The sequence below is a fragment of the Halobacillus halophilus DSM 2266 genome (assembly GCF_000284515.1).
Taxonomy (GTDB): domain Bacteria; phylum Bacillota; class Bacilli; order Bacillales; family Halobacillaceae; genus Halobacillus; species Halobacillus halophilus.
Map to the genome: position 1 here is coordinate 2,399,039 of NC_017668.1, position 17,614 is coordinate 2,416,652.

17 protein-coding genes are annotated in these 17,614 nt (G+C 41.8%); 8 read left to right on the forward strand and 9 right to left on the reverse strand.

From position 1 onward, the window contains the following. The first annotated feature begins 20 nt into the window (after positions 1 to 20). The 6 genes from HBHAL_RS11845 to tnpB all read left to right on the forward strand — a co-directional run bounded on the left by HBHAL_RS11845 (position 21) and on the right by tnpB (position 6,826). On the forward strand, positions 21 to 776 hold the full coding sequence (locus HBHAL_RS11845) for a glycerophosphodiester phosphodiesterase (protein WP_014643663.1): 756 nt from the start codon (positions 21 to 23) through the stop codon (positions 774 to 776). A 17-nt stretch (positions 777 to 793) separates the two neighbouring features. Beyond that, positions 794 to 1,930 (forward strand): glycosyltransferase, encoded by a 1,137-nt coding sequence (locus HBHAL_RS11850; RefSeq protein WP_158512372.1) that lies wholly within the window; start codon positions 794 to 796, stop codon positions 1,928 to 1,930. Between the two features lie 2 nt (positions 1,931 to 1,932). Then, on the forward strand, positions 1,933 to 2,949 hold the full coding sequence (gene namA, locus HBHAL_RS11855; RefSeq protein ID WP_014643665.1) for an NADPH dehydrogenase NamA: 1,017 nt from the start codon (positions 1,933 to 1,935) through the stop codon (positions 2,947 to 2,949). Positions 2,950 to 3,186: 237 nt separating this feature from the next. Continuing rightward, a complete protein-coding gene (gene rnz / locus HBHAL_RS11860; RefSeq protein WP_014643667.1) occupies positions 3,187 to 4,113 on the forward strand; it encodes a ribonuclease Z in 927 nt (308 codons plus the stop codon). 14 nt (positions 4,114 to 4,127) lie between these two features. After that, positions 4,128 to 5,489, forward strand: a complete 1,362-nt coding sequence (locus HBHAL_RS11865; protein WP_014643668.1) for an aldehyde dehydrogenase — start codon at positions 4,128 to 4,130, stop codon at positions 5,487 to 5,489. A 206-nt stretch (positions 5,490 to 5,695) separates the two neighbouring features. Then, on the forward strand, positions 5,696 to 6,826 hold the full coding sequence (gene tnpB / locus HBHAL_RS11870) for an IS200/IS605 family element RNA-guided endonuclease TnpB (RefSeq protein WP_014643669.1): 1,131 nt from the start codon (positions 5,696 to 5,698) through the stop codon (positions 6,824 to 6,826). A 95-nt stretch (positions 6,827 to 6,921) separates the two neighbouring features. On the opposite strand, the gene HBHAL_RS11875 is transcribed toward tnpB, so the two are convergent. Further along, on the reverse strand, positions 6,922 to 7,146 hold the full coding sequence (locus HBHAL_RS11875) for a DUF3892 domain-containing protein (protein ID WP_014643670.1): 225 nt from the start codon (positions 7,144 to 7,146) through the stop codon (positions 6,922 to 6,924). 120 nt (positions 7,147 to 7,266) lie between these two features. Between HBHAL_RS11875 and HBHAL_RS11880 the strand changes: the two genes are divergently transcribed. Both HBHAL_RS11880 and HBHAL_RS11885 read left to right on the forward strand, forming a co-directional pair. Beyond that, a complete protein-coding gene (locus HBHAL_RS11880) occupies positions 7,267 to 7,509 on the forward strand; it encodes a hypothetical protein (RefSeq protein WP_014643671.1) in 243 nt (80 codons plus the stop codon). A 121-nt stretch (positions 7,510 to 7,630) separates the two neighbouring features. After that, positions 7,631 to 8,260: a LysE family transporter gene (locus HBHAL_RS11885; protein WP_014643672.1), complete on the forward strand. Its 630-nt coding sequence runs from the start codon at positions 7,631 to 7,633 to the stop codon at positions 8,258 to 8,260. On the opposite strand, the gene HBHAL_RS11890 is transcribed toward HBHAL_RS11885, so the two are convergent. From HBHAL_RS11890 to HBHAL_RS11920, 8 genes are all read right to left on the reverse strand, one after another. Beyond that, the gene (locus HBHAL_RS11890; protein ID WP_014643673.1) at positions 8,243 to 9,574 is read right to left on the reverse strand and encodes an amino acid permease; all 1,332 of its coding nucleotides are present in this window, start codon (positions 9,572 to 9,574) and stop codon (positions 8,243 to 8,245) included. The two genes, HBHAL_RS11885 and HBHAL_RS11890, sit on opposite strands and share 18 nt — an antisense overlap. A 939-nt stretch (positions 9,575 to 10,513) precedes the next feature. Continuing rightward, positions 10,514 to 10,666: a small acid-soluble spore protein P gene (locus HBHAL_RS11895; RefSeq protein WP_041601354.1), complete on the reverse strand. Its 153-nt coding sequence runs from the start codon at positions 10,664 to 10,666 to the stop codon at positions 10,514 to 10,516. A 26-nt stretch (positions 10,667 to 10,692) separates the two neighbouring features. Beyond that, a complete protein-coding gene (locus HBHAL_RS20590; RefSeq protein ID WP_014643675.1) occupies positions 10,693 to 10,821 on the reverse strand; it encodes a YpzI family protein in 129 nt (42 codons plus the stop codon). 81 nt (positions 10,822 to 10,902) lie between these two features. After that, positions 10,903 to 12,147: a DNA polymerase IV gene (locus HBHAL_RS11900; protein WP_014643676.1), complete on the reverse strand. Its 1,245-nt coding sequence runs from the start codon at positions 12,145 to 12,147 to the stop codon at positions 10,903 to 10,905. 123 nt (positions 12,148 to 12,270) lie between these two features. After that, positions 12,271 to 13,398 (reverse strand): M20/M25/M40 family metallo-hydrolase, encoded by a 1,128-nt coding sequence (locus HBHAL_RS11905; protein WP_014643677.1) that lies wholly within the window; start codon positions 13,396 to 13,398, stop codon positions 12,271 to 12,273. A gap of 69 nt (positions 13,399 to 13,467) precedes the next feature. Then, entirely contained in the window at positions 13,468 to 14,961 is a 1,494-nt protein-coding gene (locus tag HBHAL_RS11910) for an acyl-CoA carboxylase subunit beta (RefSeq protein ID WP_051005644.1), read from the reverse strand. A gap of 60 nt (positions 14,962 to 15,021) precedes the next feature. Beyond that, the gene (gene mce / locus HBHAL_RS11915; protein WP_041601355.1) at positions 15,022 to 15,834 is read right to left on the reverse strand and encodes a methylmalonyl-CoA epimerase; all 813 of its coding nucleotides are present in this window, start codon (positions 15,832 to 15,834) and stop codon (positions 15,022 to 15,024) included. A 15-nt stretch (positions 15,835 to 15,849) separates the two neighbouring features. Then, positions 15,850 to 17,505, reverse strand: a complete 1,656-nt coding sequence (locus tag HBHAL_RS11920) for an acyl-CoA mutase large subunit family protein (protein ID WP_014643680.1) — start codon at positions 17,503 to 17,505, stop codon at positions 15,850 to 15,852. Positions 17,506 to 17,614: the final 109 nt, after the last annotated feature.

Below are 17,614 nucleotides of genomic sequence, written 5' to 3' on the forward strand. Positions count from 1 at the left end.
CTGAATAAGAGGTGAACTTTATGAATACAACGCTTATTTACGCTCACCGGGGAGCAAGCTCCCTTGCACCGGAAAATACGATGGCCGCTTTCGAATTAGCGCGCTCTGCTAAAGCTGAAGGGATTGAAACAGACATTCAGTTAACGAAAGATCAAATACCAGTGCTTATTCATGATGAAAACTTACGCAGAACAACAAATGGCACAGGATTTGTACAGGATTATACATACACAGAACTGCGCATGCTTGATGCTGGAAGCTGGTTTTCCCCAGAATTTTCTGATTGTTATATTGTAACACTAGACGAATTCCTTCGCTGGTTCAAGGAGAAACCTATGTTTCTTAATGCAGAATTAAAAACGAATGTAATTGAATATAAAGACATCGAAAGAATTGTATACGAAGCTTTAAAAAAATATGATGTGGTCGAACGAACCGTTATTTCCAGCTTTAATTCGGACACCATTCTCCGTATGAAGAAGATTAACCCTTCCATTAAAACGGCTTTTTTAACCTCTACTAAGATGATTAACCTTCCAGACTATGCAAAGTCTTTAGGAGCAGATGCTCTTCATGTTAAGCATCGATTATTAGATAAAAAATTAGTCAAAAGCTGCCAAAAAGAAAAGTTAAATCTGCGCGTCTATACAGTCAATCGCCCTTCTCATATGAAGAAATGCTATCAATTAGGGATTGACGGTATTTTTACTGATTTTCCTCACCAGGCACGGGAATATCGAAAGCTTAATCATGACAACAGGAAAGGGTTCTTCTAATGTTTTGGCTATTAACAATGATCTTTTTATTTTGGACTATAATCCTTGTTGATTTTCATAAAGGATTTAAAACTCTGTCTTCAATTGACCATCTACCCTTCAGAGATGAAAAATTATTAATATCCGTTATCATTGCTGCTAAAGATGAGGAAAAATCCATTAAACAGACTCTCGAAACTCTTCTGGATCAAAAACACGTAAATCTTGAAATCCTAGCCGTCAATGATCGATCTACTGACTCGACTGGCTCCATTATTGACAATCTCGCTGCTCATCATGCAAATGTCCATTCTATCACGATTGAGACCTTACCATCTGGGTGGCTAGGTAAGAACCATGCCCTCCATATAGGAGCGCAACAGGCTAAGGGAACCTACTTATTATTTACAGATGCGGACATCTACTTTCATGAGAATGTCGTGTCCCGAGCCATCACCTTTTTAAAAAACGAAAACCTGGATCATTTAACTGCGGCCCCCAATCTAAGGGCCGGTTCTTTTTTTCTAAAAGGGTTAATTTCCTTCTTTCTTTTTGGATTTGGATATTTAAAGCGGCCCTGGACCGCTAATCACCCCTCCAAAAAAGGGGGCATGGGAGTCGGTGCCTTTCAACTCCTGACTAATGCATGCTATGAGGGAATCGGGGGCCACCATGCGATTCGTTTCCGACCGGATGACGACCTTGCCATGGGTCTGCGCATTAAGAAATTGGGCTACAGACAGAACCTGGTGACCGCACTACGTAGCTTATCTGTGGAGTGGTATCCTGATCTTCCATCTGCTTTCAAAGGTTTCGAAAAAAACGCGTTTGCCGGCTTAAATTATTCCGTTTTGTTTGCTCTACTAGCCATCGCCGGTGTATTTACTTCTCAAATCCTTCCGTTTATCACCATTTGGAGCAGCCGTCTTCCACTTCAAATGATTAGTGCTTTTACCATCGTTTTGTTATTTTATTTATATGCGTTAACCCTGCGGCACCTTACTACATATTCCAATTGGATTGTCTTCGGGCTGCCCATATTCGCTGTTTTATTTATTTATATGCTCTCAAGAGCACTGCTTCTAACCTTTCTTAGGGGAGGTATTGAGTGGCGTGGCAGTCACTATTCATTAAAGGAGCTTAAGAAATATTATCGCAACTCTGAGGAGGAATAGTTTTGAAACACTTATTATTTTCACCCTATACAATAAAAAGTGTGACCCTGAAAAATAGAATAGTCATGTCACCTATGTGTATGTATTCTTCACATAATCAGGATGGCCATACTCAGCCTTTTCACTTAGCCCATTATGAAAGCCGGGCTGCCGGCCAAGTTGGTCTTGTTATGACTGAAGCCACATCGGTGACTCCTGAAGGACGAATCTCACATGAAGACCTTGGAATCTGGTCTGATGATCATACAGAAGGTCTATCTACTTTGACTGAAGCTATTCACCGGCATGGAGCAAAAGCCGGCATCCAGCTTGCTCATGCAGGCCGAAAAGCTAATTTGGATAGTGACATATATGCTCCAAGTGCTTCATCCTTTAGTGAATCCCTAAAAACACCGGTGGAAATGAATGAACAGCAAATAAGTTATACGGTTCAATCTTTTAAAGAAGGTGCGGAACGTGCAAAAGAGTCACGATTTGATATTATTGAGCTCCACGGGGCGCATGGATATTTAATTAACCAGTTTTTATCTCCTCTCACCAATTTCCGCACGGATAAATATGGTGGTTCACGTGAGAAACGTTATAGATTCTTGTCCGAAATTATTGATGCTGTCCGAGAATCATGGACAGGACCATTGTTCGTTAGAATTTCCGGAGCAGAATATCATGAAAATGGAAATAAAATGGAGGATTTTATCTACTTTGCTGAAAAAATGAAAGCGCAAGGTGTTGACTTGATTGATGTGAGCTCGGGAGGAGTAGTGCCCGCACCTATCGATCCATATCCGGGGTATCAAGTTAAATATGCCGAGAAAATAAAAGCTGAAGCAGGAATTGATACCGGAGCGGTTGGACTGATTACAAGCGGTAACCAGGCAGAAGAAATCTTACGGAATGAACGCGCGGATCTTATCTTTTTAGCACGGGCATTGTTAAAAAACCCTTACTGGCCAAAACAAGCAGCAGATGAACTTGGGTACAAACTTGAAGGACCAAGACAATATACCAGAGCATGGTAAATCGCTTGATATCTGCAAACTACTGGCTTTGCGTGACCCTGAGTCATGCAGTGGCTTGAAAGAGCTACTTTACTCAATAACTCCAATTCGCGGGATAACTATCCTATGGAAAATGAACAACCAGGGTTAAATTGGCTTCTTTCTATATTAATGAACATTCATAAGTAACATTTCTATTATAGTAAGTGTGTTAAATGGCTTCAGGTGATATGATGTGATTAGTAGGAGGGAGTTCTAATGGAACTATTTTTTTTAGGTACAGGATCCGGGGTTCCGTCAAAGGAAAGAAATGTTTCTTCCCTTGCCCTCCGCATGTTGGAAGAACGGGGAACTACTTGGATATTTGATTGCGGAGAAGGAACGCAGCAACAGATCTTACATACAAATCTAAGACCAAGAAGGATCGAGGTTATATTTATTACTCACCTTCACGGTGATCATATTTACGGACTACCCGGCCTGCTGAGCAGCCGTTCTTTCCAGGGGGGCGAGACTCCTGTAACCGTTTACGGCCCGAGGGGGTTAAAAGAGTACATTGACATTACTCTGCAGATTAGCGGTACACATTTGCGCTATCCTCTTTATGTTGAGGAAGTCGAAGAAGGCATTCTATTTGAAGACGACCAGTTTGTAGTCGAAGCGGTTTCTTTGCAGCATGGTCTGGAAAGCTATGGGTATATTCTAACGGAAAAAGACAAAATCGGAGAACTTAAGCCATCTAAACTTAAAGAGCTGGGTCTTGAACCCGGACCTATCTACCAGTTAATTAAGAGTCAATCTCAAACACGGCTGGATAATGGGAAGATCATTTATAGAAAAGATGTTTTAGGGCCTCCAAAAAAAGGTAGAAAAATATCAATTCTAGGAGATACACGATACATCCCTGATTTAAAATATAAAGTTAAGGATTCGGATGTACTTGTTCATGAAGCTACTTTCGCAAGCGATGAAAATCAGATGGCCTATGATTACTTTCACTCCACGGTACAACAGGCCGCTACTCTTGCAAAAGAAGCTAATGTAAGAGAGCTTATTCTCAATCATATCTCCTCCCGATATCAGGGAAGCTCACTGAAGCAGCTTGAAACGGAAGCAAGAACTATATTTTCACATACACAAGTCGCGTATGATTTTTTTCAGTACCCTATTACACGTAACACGTGAAGGAGGAAATTTTGATGCAAACCATTGTTCAACAGCAAAAGCGGTGGTACGAAGAAGGTCACACAAAAAGTTATCAATTCCGGAAAGATCAGCTCCTACGCATGAAGAAAATGATTGGAACGTTTGAAAAACCAATCATCGAAGCACTAAAATTTGATTTAAACAAGTCTGAATTTGAAGCGTATGTTTCTGAAATTGCTTTTTTAAAAAGTGAAATAGACCATCATGTGAAACACCTGAAACAATGGATGAATCCTCAAAAGGTCAAAGCACCCTTAACCCATAAAGGTTCTAAAAATATGATTTATAAAGAACCTTACGGAACAGTTCTGGTTATTGCCCCCTGGAACTACCCGTTCCAACTGGCCCTTGCTCCAGTGCTTGGAGCTATTGCGGCGGGTAATACCGTTATCATTAAACCTTCTGAACTTACTCCGACGGTTTCATGGGTCATTAAAAAAATGGTAGAACAGTACTTCTCGCCTAACTACATTGCAGTAGTCGAAGGGGATAAAAAAGTGACTCAGGAACTAATGGAACAGCCGCTTGATTACATCTTTTTTACAGGGAGTGTACCTGTTGGGAGAAAGATTATGGAGAAAGCCAGTCACCAGCTGATCCCCGTAACGTTAGAACTGGGTGGTAAAAGTCCGGCGATTATCAATAAAGACGCAGCTATTGACCTTGCTGCCAAACGGATTGTGTGGGGGAAATTTACTAATGCTGGACAAACGTGTATTGCTCCTGATTACTTGCTTGTCCATCATGAAGTAAAGGCACCACTGATTAAGGCCATGAAAAAATATATCCATAAATTTTATGGGGATCGGCCTCTGGAGAATCCAGATTATGTGAAAATCGTGAACGACCAGCACTTCGAGCGAATTTCTTCCTATCTAAATGCAGGAACGGTGGTTTCCGGTGGTTCTTTAGATGAAAAGCGTCAAATGATTGAACCTACTATTCTGGATCAGGTGAATTGGTCTGACCCTGTCATGCAGGATGAAATATTCGGTCCCATTCTTCCGGTTCTGACGTTTGATCATTTATCAGAAGTGATCACCCAAGTGAATAATCGTCCAAAGCCATTAGCTCTCTATTACTTTGGAGAAAGCGAAACAGATCAGGAAGAAATTATGACCTCCATTCCATTTGGGGGTGGCTGTATTAATGATACCCTATACCATATCTTAAACCCCCACCTTCCTTTTGGAGGAGTGGGAGAGAGTGGAATGGGAAGTTATCACGGACAAGCAAGTTTTGACACCTTTACCCATTTAAAGAGTATCACGAAACAAACGACAAAGTTCGATCAGAAATTCAGGTATCCAGGCTCCTCTTTTGGATTAACTCTCATTAAAAAGGTTCTCGGTTAAGCATAGAAAGATCAAGAGCGTAATGATTAAAGGTCACGCTCTTGATCTTTTTTTAATCATTCATCGGCAGAAGACTCCCTCTTCAAGCGCCGTGTCGAAGACCGGTGGCAAGGGGGAGATGAATGCCGTCGCCGTAAGGCGAATGCCTTTGAATATTCTCCCCTCCGTGATATCCTAAATTAAGAACGTATGTTCCTGGTTAGGAGGTGGAAAGGTTGAAGCATAAAGCGTATAACTTTCGTATCTATCCAAATAAAACCCAAGAATCGCTCATCGCTAAGACAATCGGTTGCGCTCGTTTTGTCTTCAATCATTTCCTCTCCGAATGGAGCAGTGCCTACAAGGAAACCGGAAAAGGTTTGAGTTACGCTACTTGTTCCAAACAACTACCCAACCTTAAAAGAGAATTCCTTTGGTTAAAAGAAGTGGATAGCACGGCCATCCAAACGTCGGTCAAACATCTTTCTGACGCTTATGAACGGTTTTTCAAAAAGCAAAACCAAGCTCCACGGTTCAAATCAAAGAAGAACAGAGTCCAGTCCTACACCACAAAATGCACAAACGGAAATATTGCCATCCAGGATCACAAAATCAAGCTGCCTAAGCTGGGGCTTGTGAGATTAGCCAAGAGCCGTGAAGTGAAAGGTCGCATCTTGAGTGCGACGGTTCGCCGCAATCCGAGCGGAAAATATTCTGTATCCATTCTTGTTCAAACAGATATTCAGGAACTTCCTAAATCCAACACTTATGTTGGCATTGATCTCGGATTGAAAGACTTCGCTACTCTCTCGAATGGCACCACCTATCAAAACCCACGATATCTACGTAAGACCGAAAAGAAACTAGCAAAAGCTCAACGTATCCTTTCCCGAAGGGAAAAGGGATCTTCGAATTGGCATAAGCAACGTATTAAAGTAGCTAGACTTCACGAGAAGATAGCGAACTCCCGCAAAGATTATCTGCACAAGATTTCTACCGAAATCATCAAAAACCACGATGTGATCGGTGTAGAAAATCTCCAAATTTCCAATATGCTCAAAAACCGAAAACGATCCAAATCGATTAGTGATGTGAGCTGGTCGATGTTCACGTCTATGCTCGAATACAAAGCAAAGTGGTACGGGAAGCAGTTGGTAACCGTATCGAAAGTTTTTGCGAGTTCACAGCTGTGTTCCAAGTGCGGATACCAAAACAGTGAGGTAAAGAATCTCGCTGTTCGAACGTGGGATTGCCCAGATTGCGGCTGCCACCACGACCGCGACCTAAATGCGAGCTTCAATATATTGAAGGAGATTCAAAGAACCCTTTCAACCGTCGGTGCGACGGGGCTAGCCTAATCATTTGAACGAACCGTTAGGTTCGTGCTCTTAGGAATCCCCCAACTTCAAGGAGTGTCAGCGAGTAAGTGGGGTTAGTTCAATTATACCTTAAATTAGAAAAATGGAAGATTATCTAAATTATTGTCAATCTCCCCATCAGGCTGACTGCGAAGATGATCTTCTCCATCTTTACCCCGGATCAGATTCACATGCTCCAGTTCTCCATCTCTGGCCATTTGATGAGCCTCGTGATAGTCCACTATTCTGCCTGATGATAACTTCATTTCTACAATACTTCCCTCTCCATTTTTCCTGACTGCGATGATTTGTTCCGCCATGTCAATACCTCCTTTTTTTTAGTATGTATCCATTCTAATGAATTATAATGATTAAACGATTTAAGGGTATAAATAATGAAATTATAGTTAAATTAACGTTAAAGATAGGAGGAAAAAGCCATGCCCCTCAATCATTTTGAACACGTAACAGAACAGTTGGCCCAGGCTAAACAAGCCGTTGAACGTATGCAGGAGAATCAAACCGGTTTTGCAGAAGCACAGCAGCATGTGAAGATAGCTGAAGAGGCTCTCAATGAACTCATACATGACCCTGACTTAAATTCTAAAACTGACCAGAAAGAAATTCAGCGGGCTAGCGATTTGCTTCGTCTAATCGTGGAAACCTATCAGGCTTCTAACTGAACGTATAAACCACTGTGTTGGAGAACAGTGGTTTATTTACATAACTTTCCTTATCTACGTTACATAACCTTTTATGTCACTGAATATATTTAGGACAAGCAATTTAAGAGGGAGTGTCGTAATGGGGGTTTTTGTTAGTTACATTTTGCTAGGATTATCGCTTGCCGCGCCAATCGGTCCTATTAACGCTGCACAAATCGACCAGGGGATCAAGAACGGTTTCCTGCATTCCTGGGCAATTGGGTTAGGATCTATTGTTGCAGATTTATTGTTTATCCTTTGTGTATTTTTTGGAGTGGTCCATTTTTTAGAAATTCCTTTGATGAAAACATTTCTGTGGTTATTCGGAGCGTTTGTATTGTTTTATACGGCTTTCGAAAGTTTTAAAGGTACAAAAGAAATTGGGATTGGGGAGCTAAGAAGCAAAGAATCTTTAAAGAAAACGTTCACAAATGGCTTCCTGCTGGCCATTACGAATCCGTTATCCATTCTTTTCTGGCTGGGTATTTATGGGAGCATTCTTGCTGACACCATTCATCGTTATAACTTGGCCCAGGTTCTGCTTTATGGAGGTGCTGTCCTTCTAGGTTTAATGATCTGGGATGTATTCATGGCTTCTGTGTCAAGCGGCTTTAGAAAAGTATTAACACCCAGCCTGCTTCGAGTAATCTCAACTCTATCAGGTTTAAGTTTATTAGGATTTGCTGCTTACTTTGGTTTTCAAGCATTCAAATTACTCTTCCACTTCTAAATGCTTCCATTTATTTTTCATAAACATAGTTACCATACCTATAACCAGTAAAAAACCTAAGCTTACAAAAAAACCAATTCGACTTGTTTTATTTAATAATGTTCCCGAAACTGCAAGCAAAATCAAAACTAGTCCTATTAGTCGTTTTACACGTTTAAATGAAGTTAACTCCATAATTTTATTATATGAGAACAGGATAAACAGCCAGATGTATAAAAGCATGAGGCCTGCTGCTGTGGTTAAGTATTCATATATCTTCTCCGGGAGCAGTAAAGCAACTATTATTGAAGCAATTAAGCCACCGATAGTCAGCAGTACGGCATAATAAGGAACTTTTCTAGGACCTGTCCTAGAAAAGAATTTAGGAGCATCTCCATCCTCTGACAACGAGGTTAATATGGTTGTGATTCCGTACAGTGAGGCTACCATAGTGGAAAAACCTCCAATAATTAAAGCTCCGTTAAATGCATGAGGCACAAAAGATAGATCATACTTACTTAGAGCGGTAATGAATGGACTTTCATCCCCATTATATTTAGTATAAGGCACAAGCCATAAGGCGAGACCTATGGATACTACATAAATAGTTGTGAGTAATGAAAGCATAAATGTTCCCGACTTAGGAGCATCTTTCGGATTTTTTAGTTCATTCGCCATAATACCCATAACTTCAATTCCGCCAAAACTGTAGAAGACGTAAATAGACGCAGCCCATAGCCCGGTTATACCGAGTGGAAGTAATCCTTTATTATCCCATGTGAATGAGGGGTCAGGCTGGCCGCCTTTTAAAAATCCCCCTACAGCTAGAAAAGCAATAATGATAAACATTAAAATTGCCGCTATTTTCATAACGCCAAATATATTTTCAAATCGTTCAAACCCCGACACACCGGTAATAATAACCCCGATTCCCAAGACCCCGAATACACTTGAGGAAACCCAAAGCGGGACATCAGGGAACCAAAATTGAGCAAAGATGGCTAAAGCTGTCAACTGGCTCCCCATTATAAGCAGTTCAGAAGACCAGTACACCCATCCGTTGCTAAAGCCTGCCCATCTCCCATAAGCTTTTTTAGCATAAGCCCGAAAGGAACCTTTCTGAGGATCCTCGGCTGTCATAGCTGATAAGGCATCAAATACTATATATGTTCCGATAGCAGCAAGCAAAAAGATGAGAAGTACGGCTGGCCCCCCTCGTGTTATTGCCAGAGCAGAACCAAGGAAAAAACCCGTACCAATTGTGCATCCTACTCCAATTAAAGAGAGCTGCCACCACTGAATCTTTTTATTATCAGTTGTCTCCTGTTTGTCCATTCGGGGTTAATCCCTTCCAATAAAGTCAAATCGCGAAATCACATTTACGTTGCAATTTGAAAATAGTATATGTCATACTACTGTTCTCATACGAGAGATAACTGACGAAGTAATCCTGTTAAGGCCAGTGATAACTTATTTAAGATAAGCTCCCGTGCGCAAGACTCAGTTTCGAGATATTTGAATAGAGGGAAGGTCCTGCGGGGGACGATTCCGCTTTCCGGCCCTGCACGACGCAGGGTCGTTCGACGTTGCCACACGACGTGGCGTTCTTAGTCGAACCTCTTCTGTGCTGAGCTTCCTCAGGCTTAACAGCCCTGCGGGATCTCACCGCTCATGTTCATCCCGCAGGATTCTTCATCGTCCCCCTCCGGACCTGGCCGAATAAGAAACTCGAAATCCACCAAAAATGTCTACTAAAATTAACTGGAGAGCAAAAGAGTATCTAGCTTATTTAAGTGTACAACCCCTGATATATAAGGGGTTAAGGCTGATCCAGAACGATTACCTCTCTTATAGAAGGGTCCGTTCATCTCCTCAAACATAGGATGGCGGAGGAAACGACGAGACTCCCGCGGGAGAAGGAGCTAGGCGAGACCCCACAAGGAGTGTTAACGACTGAGGAGGCTTGCCAGTCCCCCCGTAGGAAAGTGTTCAAATGTGGAATCACCCTGAAAGACACGACCAGCATAAGCCGACCATCAAAAGGGTTGCGGTTTTTCAATCCGTTGATGAGCGGCTTATGTCTCGAGTGTCTGGGTGATGGAACAAGACGAGTTGTTTCCGTAGCCAGCCCCTCTCTATATCAGCAACGGACCTAAGATATCTCGAAACTGAGTCTTCAACTATACGGCCCTTTAATTTAATAATGTTCTTATGAAATACCTGCATGAATGTTTATTGAAACCAGTAAAAAAGGCAGCTGAGCTGCCTTTTTTATTACATATCATGGGAGGTTTTCTGATTTTGACGAGAATGGTTTTGGTTTTTAACTTTATGGGACCCCTCTATAGGAGTGCCATAAGGCTGGTCGGGTCCTGTAGGTAAATTAGGTTTGGTTTGCTGTTTAGGTCCTTTTTTTCTTGGTGACATCACTTTACCTCCTGATCAAATTAAAGTTATTTTCGCTTTCTAGCTTCTTCTGGACCTTCCATAGAAGTAGCCCCCGGATAGCTTAATGGCTGATCTCGGTCAGATTCAACTTTTCTTGATTTTTTTAATTTCTTCTCTTGTCGATCTTTACCCATATAAATATCCTCCCTTCACTCTTAGTATGAGAAAAGAGACAGGAGTCATACTCTCCTGTCTCTTTGTAATTTTTGTGAGTTTTATTTTTTAAAATCATCCAGAAAGTCCTTTTGAAAGCTGGTGGTAACCGTGTTATTCTGAGGAGCTGACAACGGTTGAAATGGGTTGCTTCCATACTTTTCAGTTAGATCATCTATGGCCTTATATAACTTCTCTTTACTTGCATATTGTTCATAATTAAATAAATCGAGCTGCTGGGTAATTTCGGATTTTTCAGCTAGATCTTGAGCAGTTATTCCAAGAAGGCGTATTGGTTCCTGATTCCAATGTTCATCAAAGAGCTGTAAAGAAACTTGGAACAAATCTTCGGCTGATTGTATGAACTCCTTTAATTGCCGGCTTCTTGTAACGGTTTTTCTGTCATGATAACGAATCATAAGCTGTACATTCTGTGCGAGCACTTTTTTATTTTTCATGCGTGCTTCCACTTTATGTGTTAACTTTCGCAGCACACTGCGCACTTCCTGATCATCTGTAGTATCTTCGGGTAAAGTAGTAGAAGTACCGATACTTTTAAATTCATGAACCGCATCAGGATCAACAGGGCGCTGATCATAGCCATTGGCACGATTTTGCAGACGCTCCCCATTAATACCGAGCAGGCGCTTTAATTCAAGGACAGGATGTACGGCTAGATCTCCAATTGTTTCTACTTTAATTCTTCTCAGCTTTTCTGCAGTTTTGTCGCCCACTCCATACATTTCTTCAATAGGTAATGGCCATAGCTTATTCTGAAGATCTCTTTTTCTCAGTATCGTAATTCCCATCGGTTTTTTCATATCGGAAGCCATTTTTGCCAAGAACTTATTCGGTGCTATTCCTATACTGCATGGAAGATCGAGTTCATCTGCAATTCGCTGCTGAATCCGCTCAGCGATTTCAGGCGGGGAACCCTGCGAAGAACAATTCGTAATGTCCATGTATCCTTCATCAATGGAAACAGGCTGAACGAGTGAGGTTACATCTGCCAGTATCTTAAACATCTCTTTTGAAGCGGTACGATACCTTTCGAAATTAGGTCTCATGACCATTAATTCAGGGCATAAACGTCTAGCCTCTCCAACAGGCATTGTCGTTTTAACCCCAAATTTTCTTGCCTCATAACTGCTTGTAACCACAATTCCTCGCCGTTCTTCTGGGTTTCCAGCGATCGCAAGTGGCTTTCCTTTTAATTTGGGATCGAATGCCATTTCGACCGAAGCATAAAAACTGTTCATATCCACATGAAATATGACCCGTCCATTTTTAGGATACCATTTAGACACATAAATCCTTCCTTTTTTCGAACTCTTGTTCTTCTATTGTAACATATTTGAAAAGAAAGTCTGAGTACAATCAAGTTAACATAAAAAATCCCGGAACTTATCTCCGGGATTTTTTATATTCTATCATTGTTCTGCTGCCTCTTGAATGATTGCTGTTACAAATTCAGCTATTTTTTCCAGTTCAGCAACCGGAATGCGTTCATTTTTGGTATGAATTTCTTCATAGCCTACCGATAAATTGACAGTTGGTACGCCGTAGCCAGCAATAATGTTGGCGTCACTGCCGCCTCCACTTGTCAGAAGCTGGCTTTCCCGACCAATTTTAGAAGCAGCTGAGCGGGCGATTTCTACTACCTGGTCGCCTTCCTTCTGTTTGAAGCCTGGATACATGATTTCAACATCCAAATCGACTTCTCCTCCCATTTCTTCTGCTGTTTCATGAAAGGCTCGCTTCATTTTCTCCACTTGTTCCTGCATCTTTTCAGGAACTAAAGAGCGGGCTTCCGCTAATATTTCTACGTGGTCGCATACAATATTCGTCTTCTGGCCGCCTTCGAAACGACCAATATTGGCTGTAGTTTCCTCATCAATACGACCAAGAGGCATCCTGGCAATTGCTTTCGAGGCGAGAGTAATTGCAGAAACTCCTTTTTCAGGAGCGACGCCTGCATGGGCCGTCTTCCCTTTCACCACGGCATTAATTTTCGCCTGTGTAGGAGCGGCTACGATGATATTTCCGACTGCCCCATCACTATCGATGGCATAACCATATTTAGCTTTTAAAAGTGAACTGTCCAGTGCCTTCGCTCCTACAAGTCCACTTTCTTCTCCAACCGTGATAATAAATTGTAAGTCTCCGTGTTCTACACTCTGTTCTTGTAGGGAACGGATCGCTTCTAGAATTGCTGCTACTCCGGCTTTATCATCCGCTCCAAGTATGGTTGTTCCATCACTTACAACATAACCATCCTTTACGGAAGGATTTACTCCGTTTCCAGGAACCACAGTATCCATGTGAGAAGTAAAATATATAGGATCTGCTTCTTTTTTAGAACCTTTTAAGTTGCAGATTAAATTGTTTGCTCCGTGACCGGTAATAGACTTGGCATCATCTTCCAAGACCTCAAGTCCAAGGTCCTGAAATTTTTTCTTGAGAACTTCAGAAATCTCAGCTTCAGCTCCCGTTTCAGAGTCCACCTGGACTAATTCTAAGAATTCTTCAAGTACACGTTCTTTATTAATCGTAACCATTTCATTGTCCTCCTTCGTATGTAAACCATATCCTCTTAGTACGTTAGCTGAACTAAGAGGTGGTGTCAATTAAAGAGGGATGTTCCCATGTTTTTTATAAGGACGGTCTTCATGTTTATTTTTTAACATATCTAGCGCCTTAATTAATGTAATCCTCGTTTCCCTCGGATCAATCACATCGTCAACCATGCCGAGTCCGGCTGCTACATAAGGATTAGCAAACCTTTCCCGGTATTCATCGATCTTGCTCTTCCGTGTTTCTTCAGGGTTTTCACTTTCCTTTATATCCTTTGCAAAAATAATATTTGCTGCGCCTTCAGGTCCCATAACCGCTATTTCGGCATTCGGCCATGCATAAACAAGATCCGCACCAATAGACTTACTATTTAATGCCACATAAGCTCCTCCATAGGCTTTACGGGTAATCACTGTAAGTTTTGGAACGGTGGCTTCGGAATAAGCATACAAGATCTTCGCTCCATGTCTTATAATGCCACCGTGTTCCTGTTTGATGCCAGGGAAAAAGCCGGTTACATCTTCGAAAGTAATCAATGGAATATTAAAAGCATCACAAAAACGAATAAAACGGGACGCTTTATCGCTGGAATCAATATCAAGACCGCCGGCCATGTATTTAGGCTGGTTACATACGAGTCCTACTGTTTTTCCATTTAAGCGAGCAAAGCCTACCACTATATTTTTCGCAAAATCTTTATGGATTTCAAAGAATGACCCTTTATCCACTACTTCATCGATTATGATCCTTACGTCATAAGGACGCAGCGGATCAAAAGGAATCTTATCCGTTAGGTCAGGTAGATAATCATCTTCTTCCCTTACTTCTGCTTCTGGAGGTTTTTCTTTGTTATTCTGAGGAAGATAACTGACTAAATCTTTAACTGCATCTAGAGCAGCAGCTTCATCTTCCGTCTTTAAATGAGCATTTCCGCTCAATGTATTATGAACCTTAGCCCCGCCAAGATCCTCAGAGGATATTTGTTCACCTGTAACCGTTTCAATTACTTTTGGACCGGTTATGAACATTTGAGAGGTTTTTTCCACCATAATGACAAAATCGGTAATGGCAGGTGAGTAAACCGCTCCACCCGCACACGGTCCCATAATTACGGATATTTGAGGAATAACTCCTGAATAAATAGAGTTGCGGTAAAAAACCTGACCATACCCATCCAGAGAGGAGACTCCTTCTTGAATTCTTGCTCCGCCCGAATCATTTAAGCCAATAAAGGGAGTCCCATTTTTCACGGCTAAATCCATTACGGCTGCTATTTTTTTTGCGTGCATCTCACCGAGTGCCCCACCATATACGGTGAAATCCTGAGCAAATAAATAAATATCCCGTCCGTCTATCTTTCCAAATCCCGTAACTACTCCTTCGCCTGGAGCAGTTTTTCCATCCATTCCAAAAGCATCATGGCGGTGTTCGATAAATGGATTCAATTCAATAAATGAATCTTCATCAACGAGGTAATCAATCCGCTCTCTCGCTGTCCATTTTCCTTTGTCATGCTGCTTATCTATTCTTTCATCCCCGCCCCCCATCTGGACCTGACGGCGTTTATCGTAAAGTTCATTAATTTTATCAAAAATATCCACAGCTGATCACTCCTCCGACTTTGGTTGACATAGCTCATAAAGCACGCCGCTGGCGGCTTTTGGATGTAGAAAAGCAATTTGGCTTTCATGAGCTCCTAATTTTGGTTCTTCATGAATCAAAGGTACCCCCTGCTGCTTATATTGTTCCAGACGAGTATGAATATCATTGACTTCGAGGGCAATGTGGTGTATTCCTTCACCTCTTTTATTCAAAAACGATTGAATTGCCGATTGGTCACTCAGCGGCTCAAGAAGTTCAATTCTTGTTTCACCAATATTTAAAAAGGCTACCCTTACTTGCTCAGAATCTACTTCTTCAACAGATTCAAGCTCAAGACCGAGAGTATGCTGATAAAATGGAAGCGTCATATCAATGCTTTCTACAGCTATGCCGATATGAGCAATCTTCTTAGGTGTCTGTACGGTTTCTTTATGAATCAATTGCTTAATATATACGGCAATGGCATCGGTAGGGGAGCCGCTGGTAAATATCTTGGTCACCCCTTTAGATTCCAGATACGGAATATCCTCAGCAGGAATGACCCCGCCTCCTATGACAGGGATGTCAGCTGCTTCTTGCTCTTTTAATGCCTCAACCACCTTAGGAAATAACGACTTATGAGCTCCTGACAGGGAAGATAGACCAATAACGTCCACATCTTCTTGTATAGCAGCTCTTGCAATTTGTACTGCAGACTGCCGCAGACCTGTATAAATAACTTCCATACCGTGATCTCTTAACGCCTGGGCAATAATTAATGCACCCCGGTCATGGCCATCAAGACCAGGTTTTGCTATTAAAACTCGTATAGGCTTCATCACCATCATCCTTTCCTACATTCCCGTGTATTCACCAAATTCATCACGCATTACGTTTGCGATTTCCCCAACCGTCGCATAAGCTTTAACCGCTTCGACAATAAAAGGCATGACATTGTCATTTGAGCGGGCTGCTTTGCGTAACTCTGCCAAGCAGGTCTCCACATAGGTTTCATCTCGCGTATTTCTAACATGCTGAGTTTTATCGATTTGGGCTTTTTCAAGAGCTTCATCGACTCTCAATAAATCCTGGTGAATTTCTTCATCTAATTGATATTCATTGAGCCCTACTACAATATCTTCATTGGCCTCCAGTCGTTTCTGAGCATCATAAGCAGCTTTATGAATTTCACGCTGCATATAACCTTCCTCAACAGCCTGGACAGCTCCGCCGAGTTTTTTAATTCGATCAATGTATTCGTTAGCTTCCTTTTCAATCTGATCGGTAAGTGCTTCGACGTAGTAAGAGCCCCCAAGAGGATCGATCGTATCCGCAACCCCGCTCTCATTTGCTATAATCTGCTGGGTTCTTAGTGCAATTCTTGCTGAATCCTCTGTTGGAAGCGCCAGAGCTTCATCTCTTGAATTCGTGTGCAGACTCTGAGTACCTCCCATAACAGCAGCAAGCGCTTGCAAAGTAACACGAACAATATTATTGTCCGGCTGCTGGGCAGTCAGAGTACTTCCGCCTGTCTGCGTATGGAACCGCAGTTTCCAGCTTTTAGGGTTCTCCGCTCCGTAATGCTCTTTCATAATTTTGGCCCACATTCTTCGTGCTGCTCTGAATTTAGCTGCTTCTTCAAAAAATTGATTATGAGCATTGAAGAAGAATGCCAGCCTCGGTGCAAACTGATCCACTTCCAGGCCTGCTTCAATGGCTGCATCTACATAAGCGATTCCATTAGCAAGTGTAAAGGCAACCTCCTGGACTGCTGTAGAACCCGCTTCCCGTATGTGATATCCAGAAATACTGATGGTATTAAACTTGGGCAAATGAGTTTGACAATAAGCAAAAATGTCAGTGATTAATCTCATAGAAGGTTTGGGCGGATAGATATATGTTCCTCTTGCGATATATTCTTTTAGAATGTCATTTTGAATAGTACCCGTAAGCTTTTCAGGTTTTACCCCTTGTTTTTCCCCAACAGCAATGTACATGGCAAGCAAAATTGAAGCCGGTGCATTAATCGTCATCGATGTGCTGACTTGATCCAATGGAATCTCATGGAAGAGTTGCTCCATATCGTGAAGAGAATCAATGGCTACACCTACTTTGCCTACTTCTCCCTCTGCCATTGGGTCATCCGAGTCATAGCCTATTTGAGTAGGAAGATCAAAAGCTACTGACAAACCTGTCTGCCCCTGCTTGAGTAAGTATCGAAAACGTTCATTTGTTTCTTCGGATGAACCAAACCCTGCATATTGACGCATGGTCCAGTATCGGCTTCGGTACATCGTAGGCTGAATTCCCCTTGTATAAGGGTACTGGCCAGGAAAGCCAATGTCCTCTATGTATTCTTCCTCACTCTGAGCCGGTTCATATAAACGGTCGATCTCTAATTCAGAACTTGTTATAAATGATGGTTTACGTTCTGGGAATCGTGCCGTTGTTTTCTCGACATCTTTTTCCCACGCTTCTTTGGAATGATTATATTTAGATGAACGGGTCATATTAAAATGCCTCCTCTTATCAGTAAGTCCCTCTCTAGCATACCAGAAATGAAGCGCTTACCTACCTAAAAATTAGTAAAATTCTCATTTATATTGTAATTGATTTCCG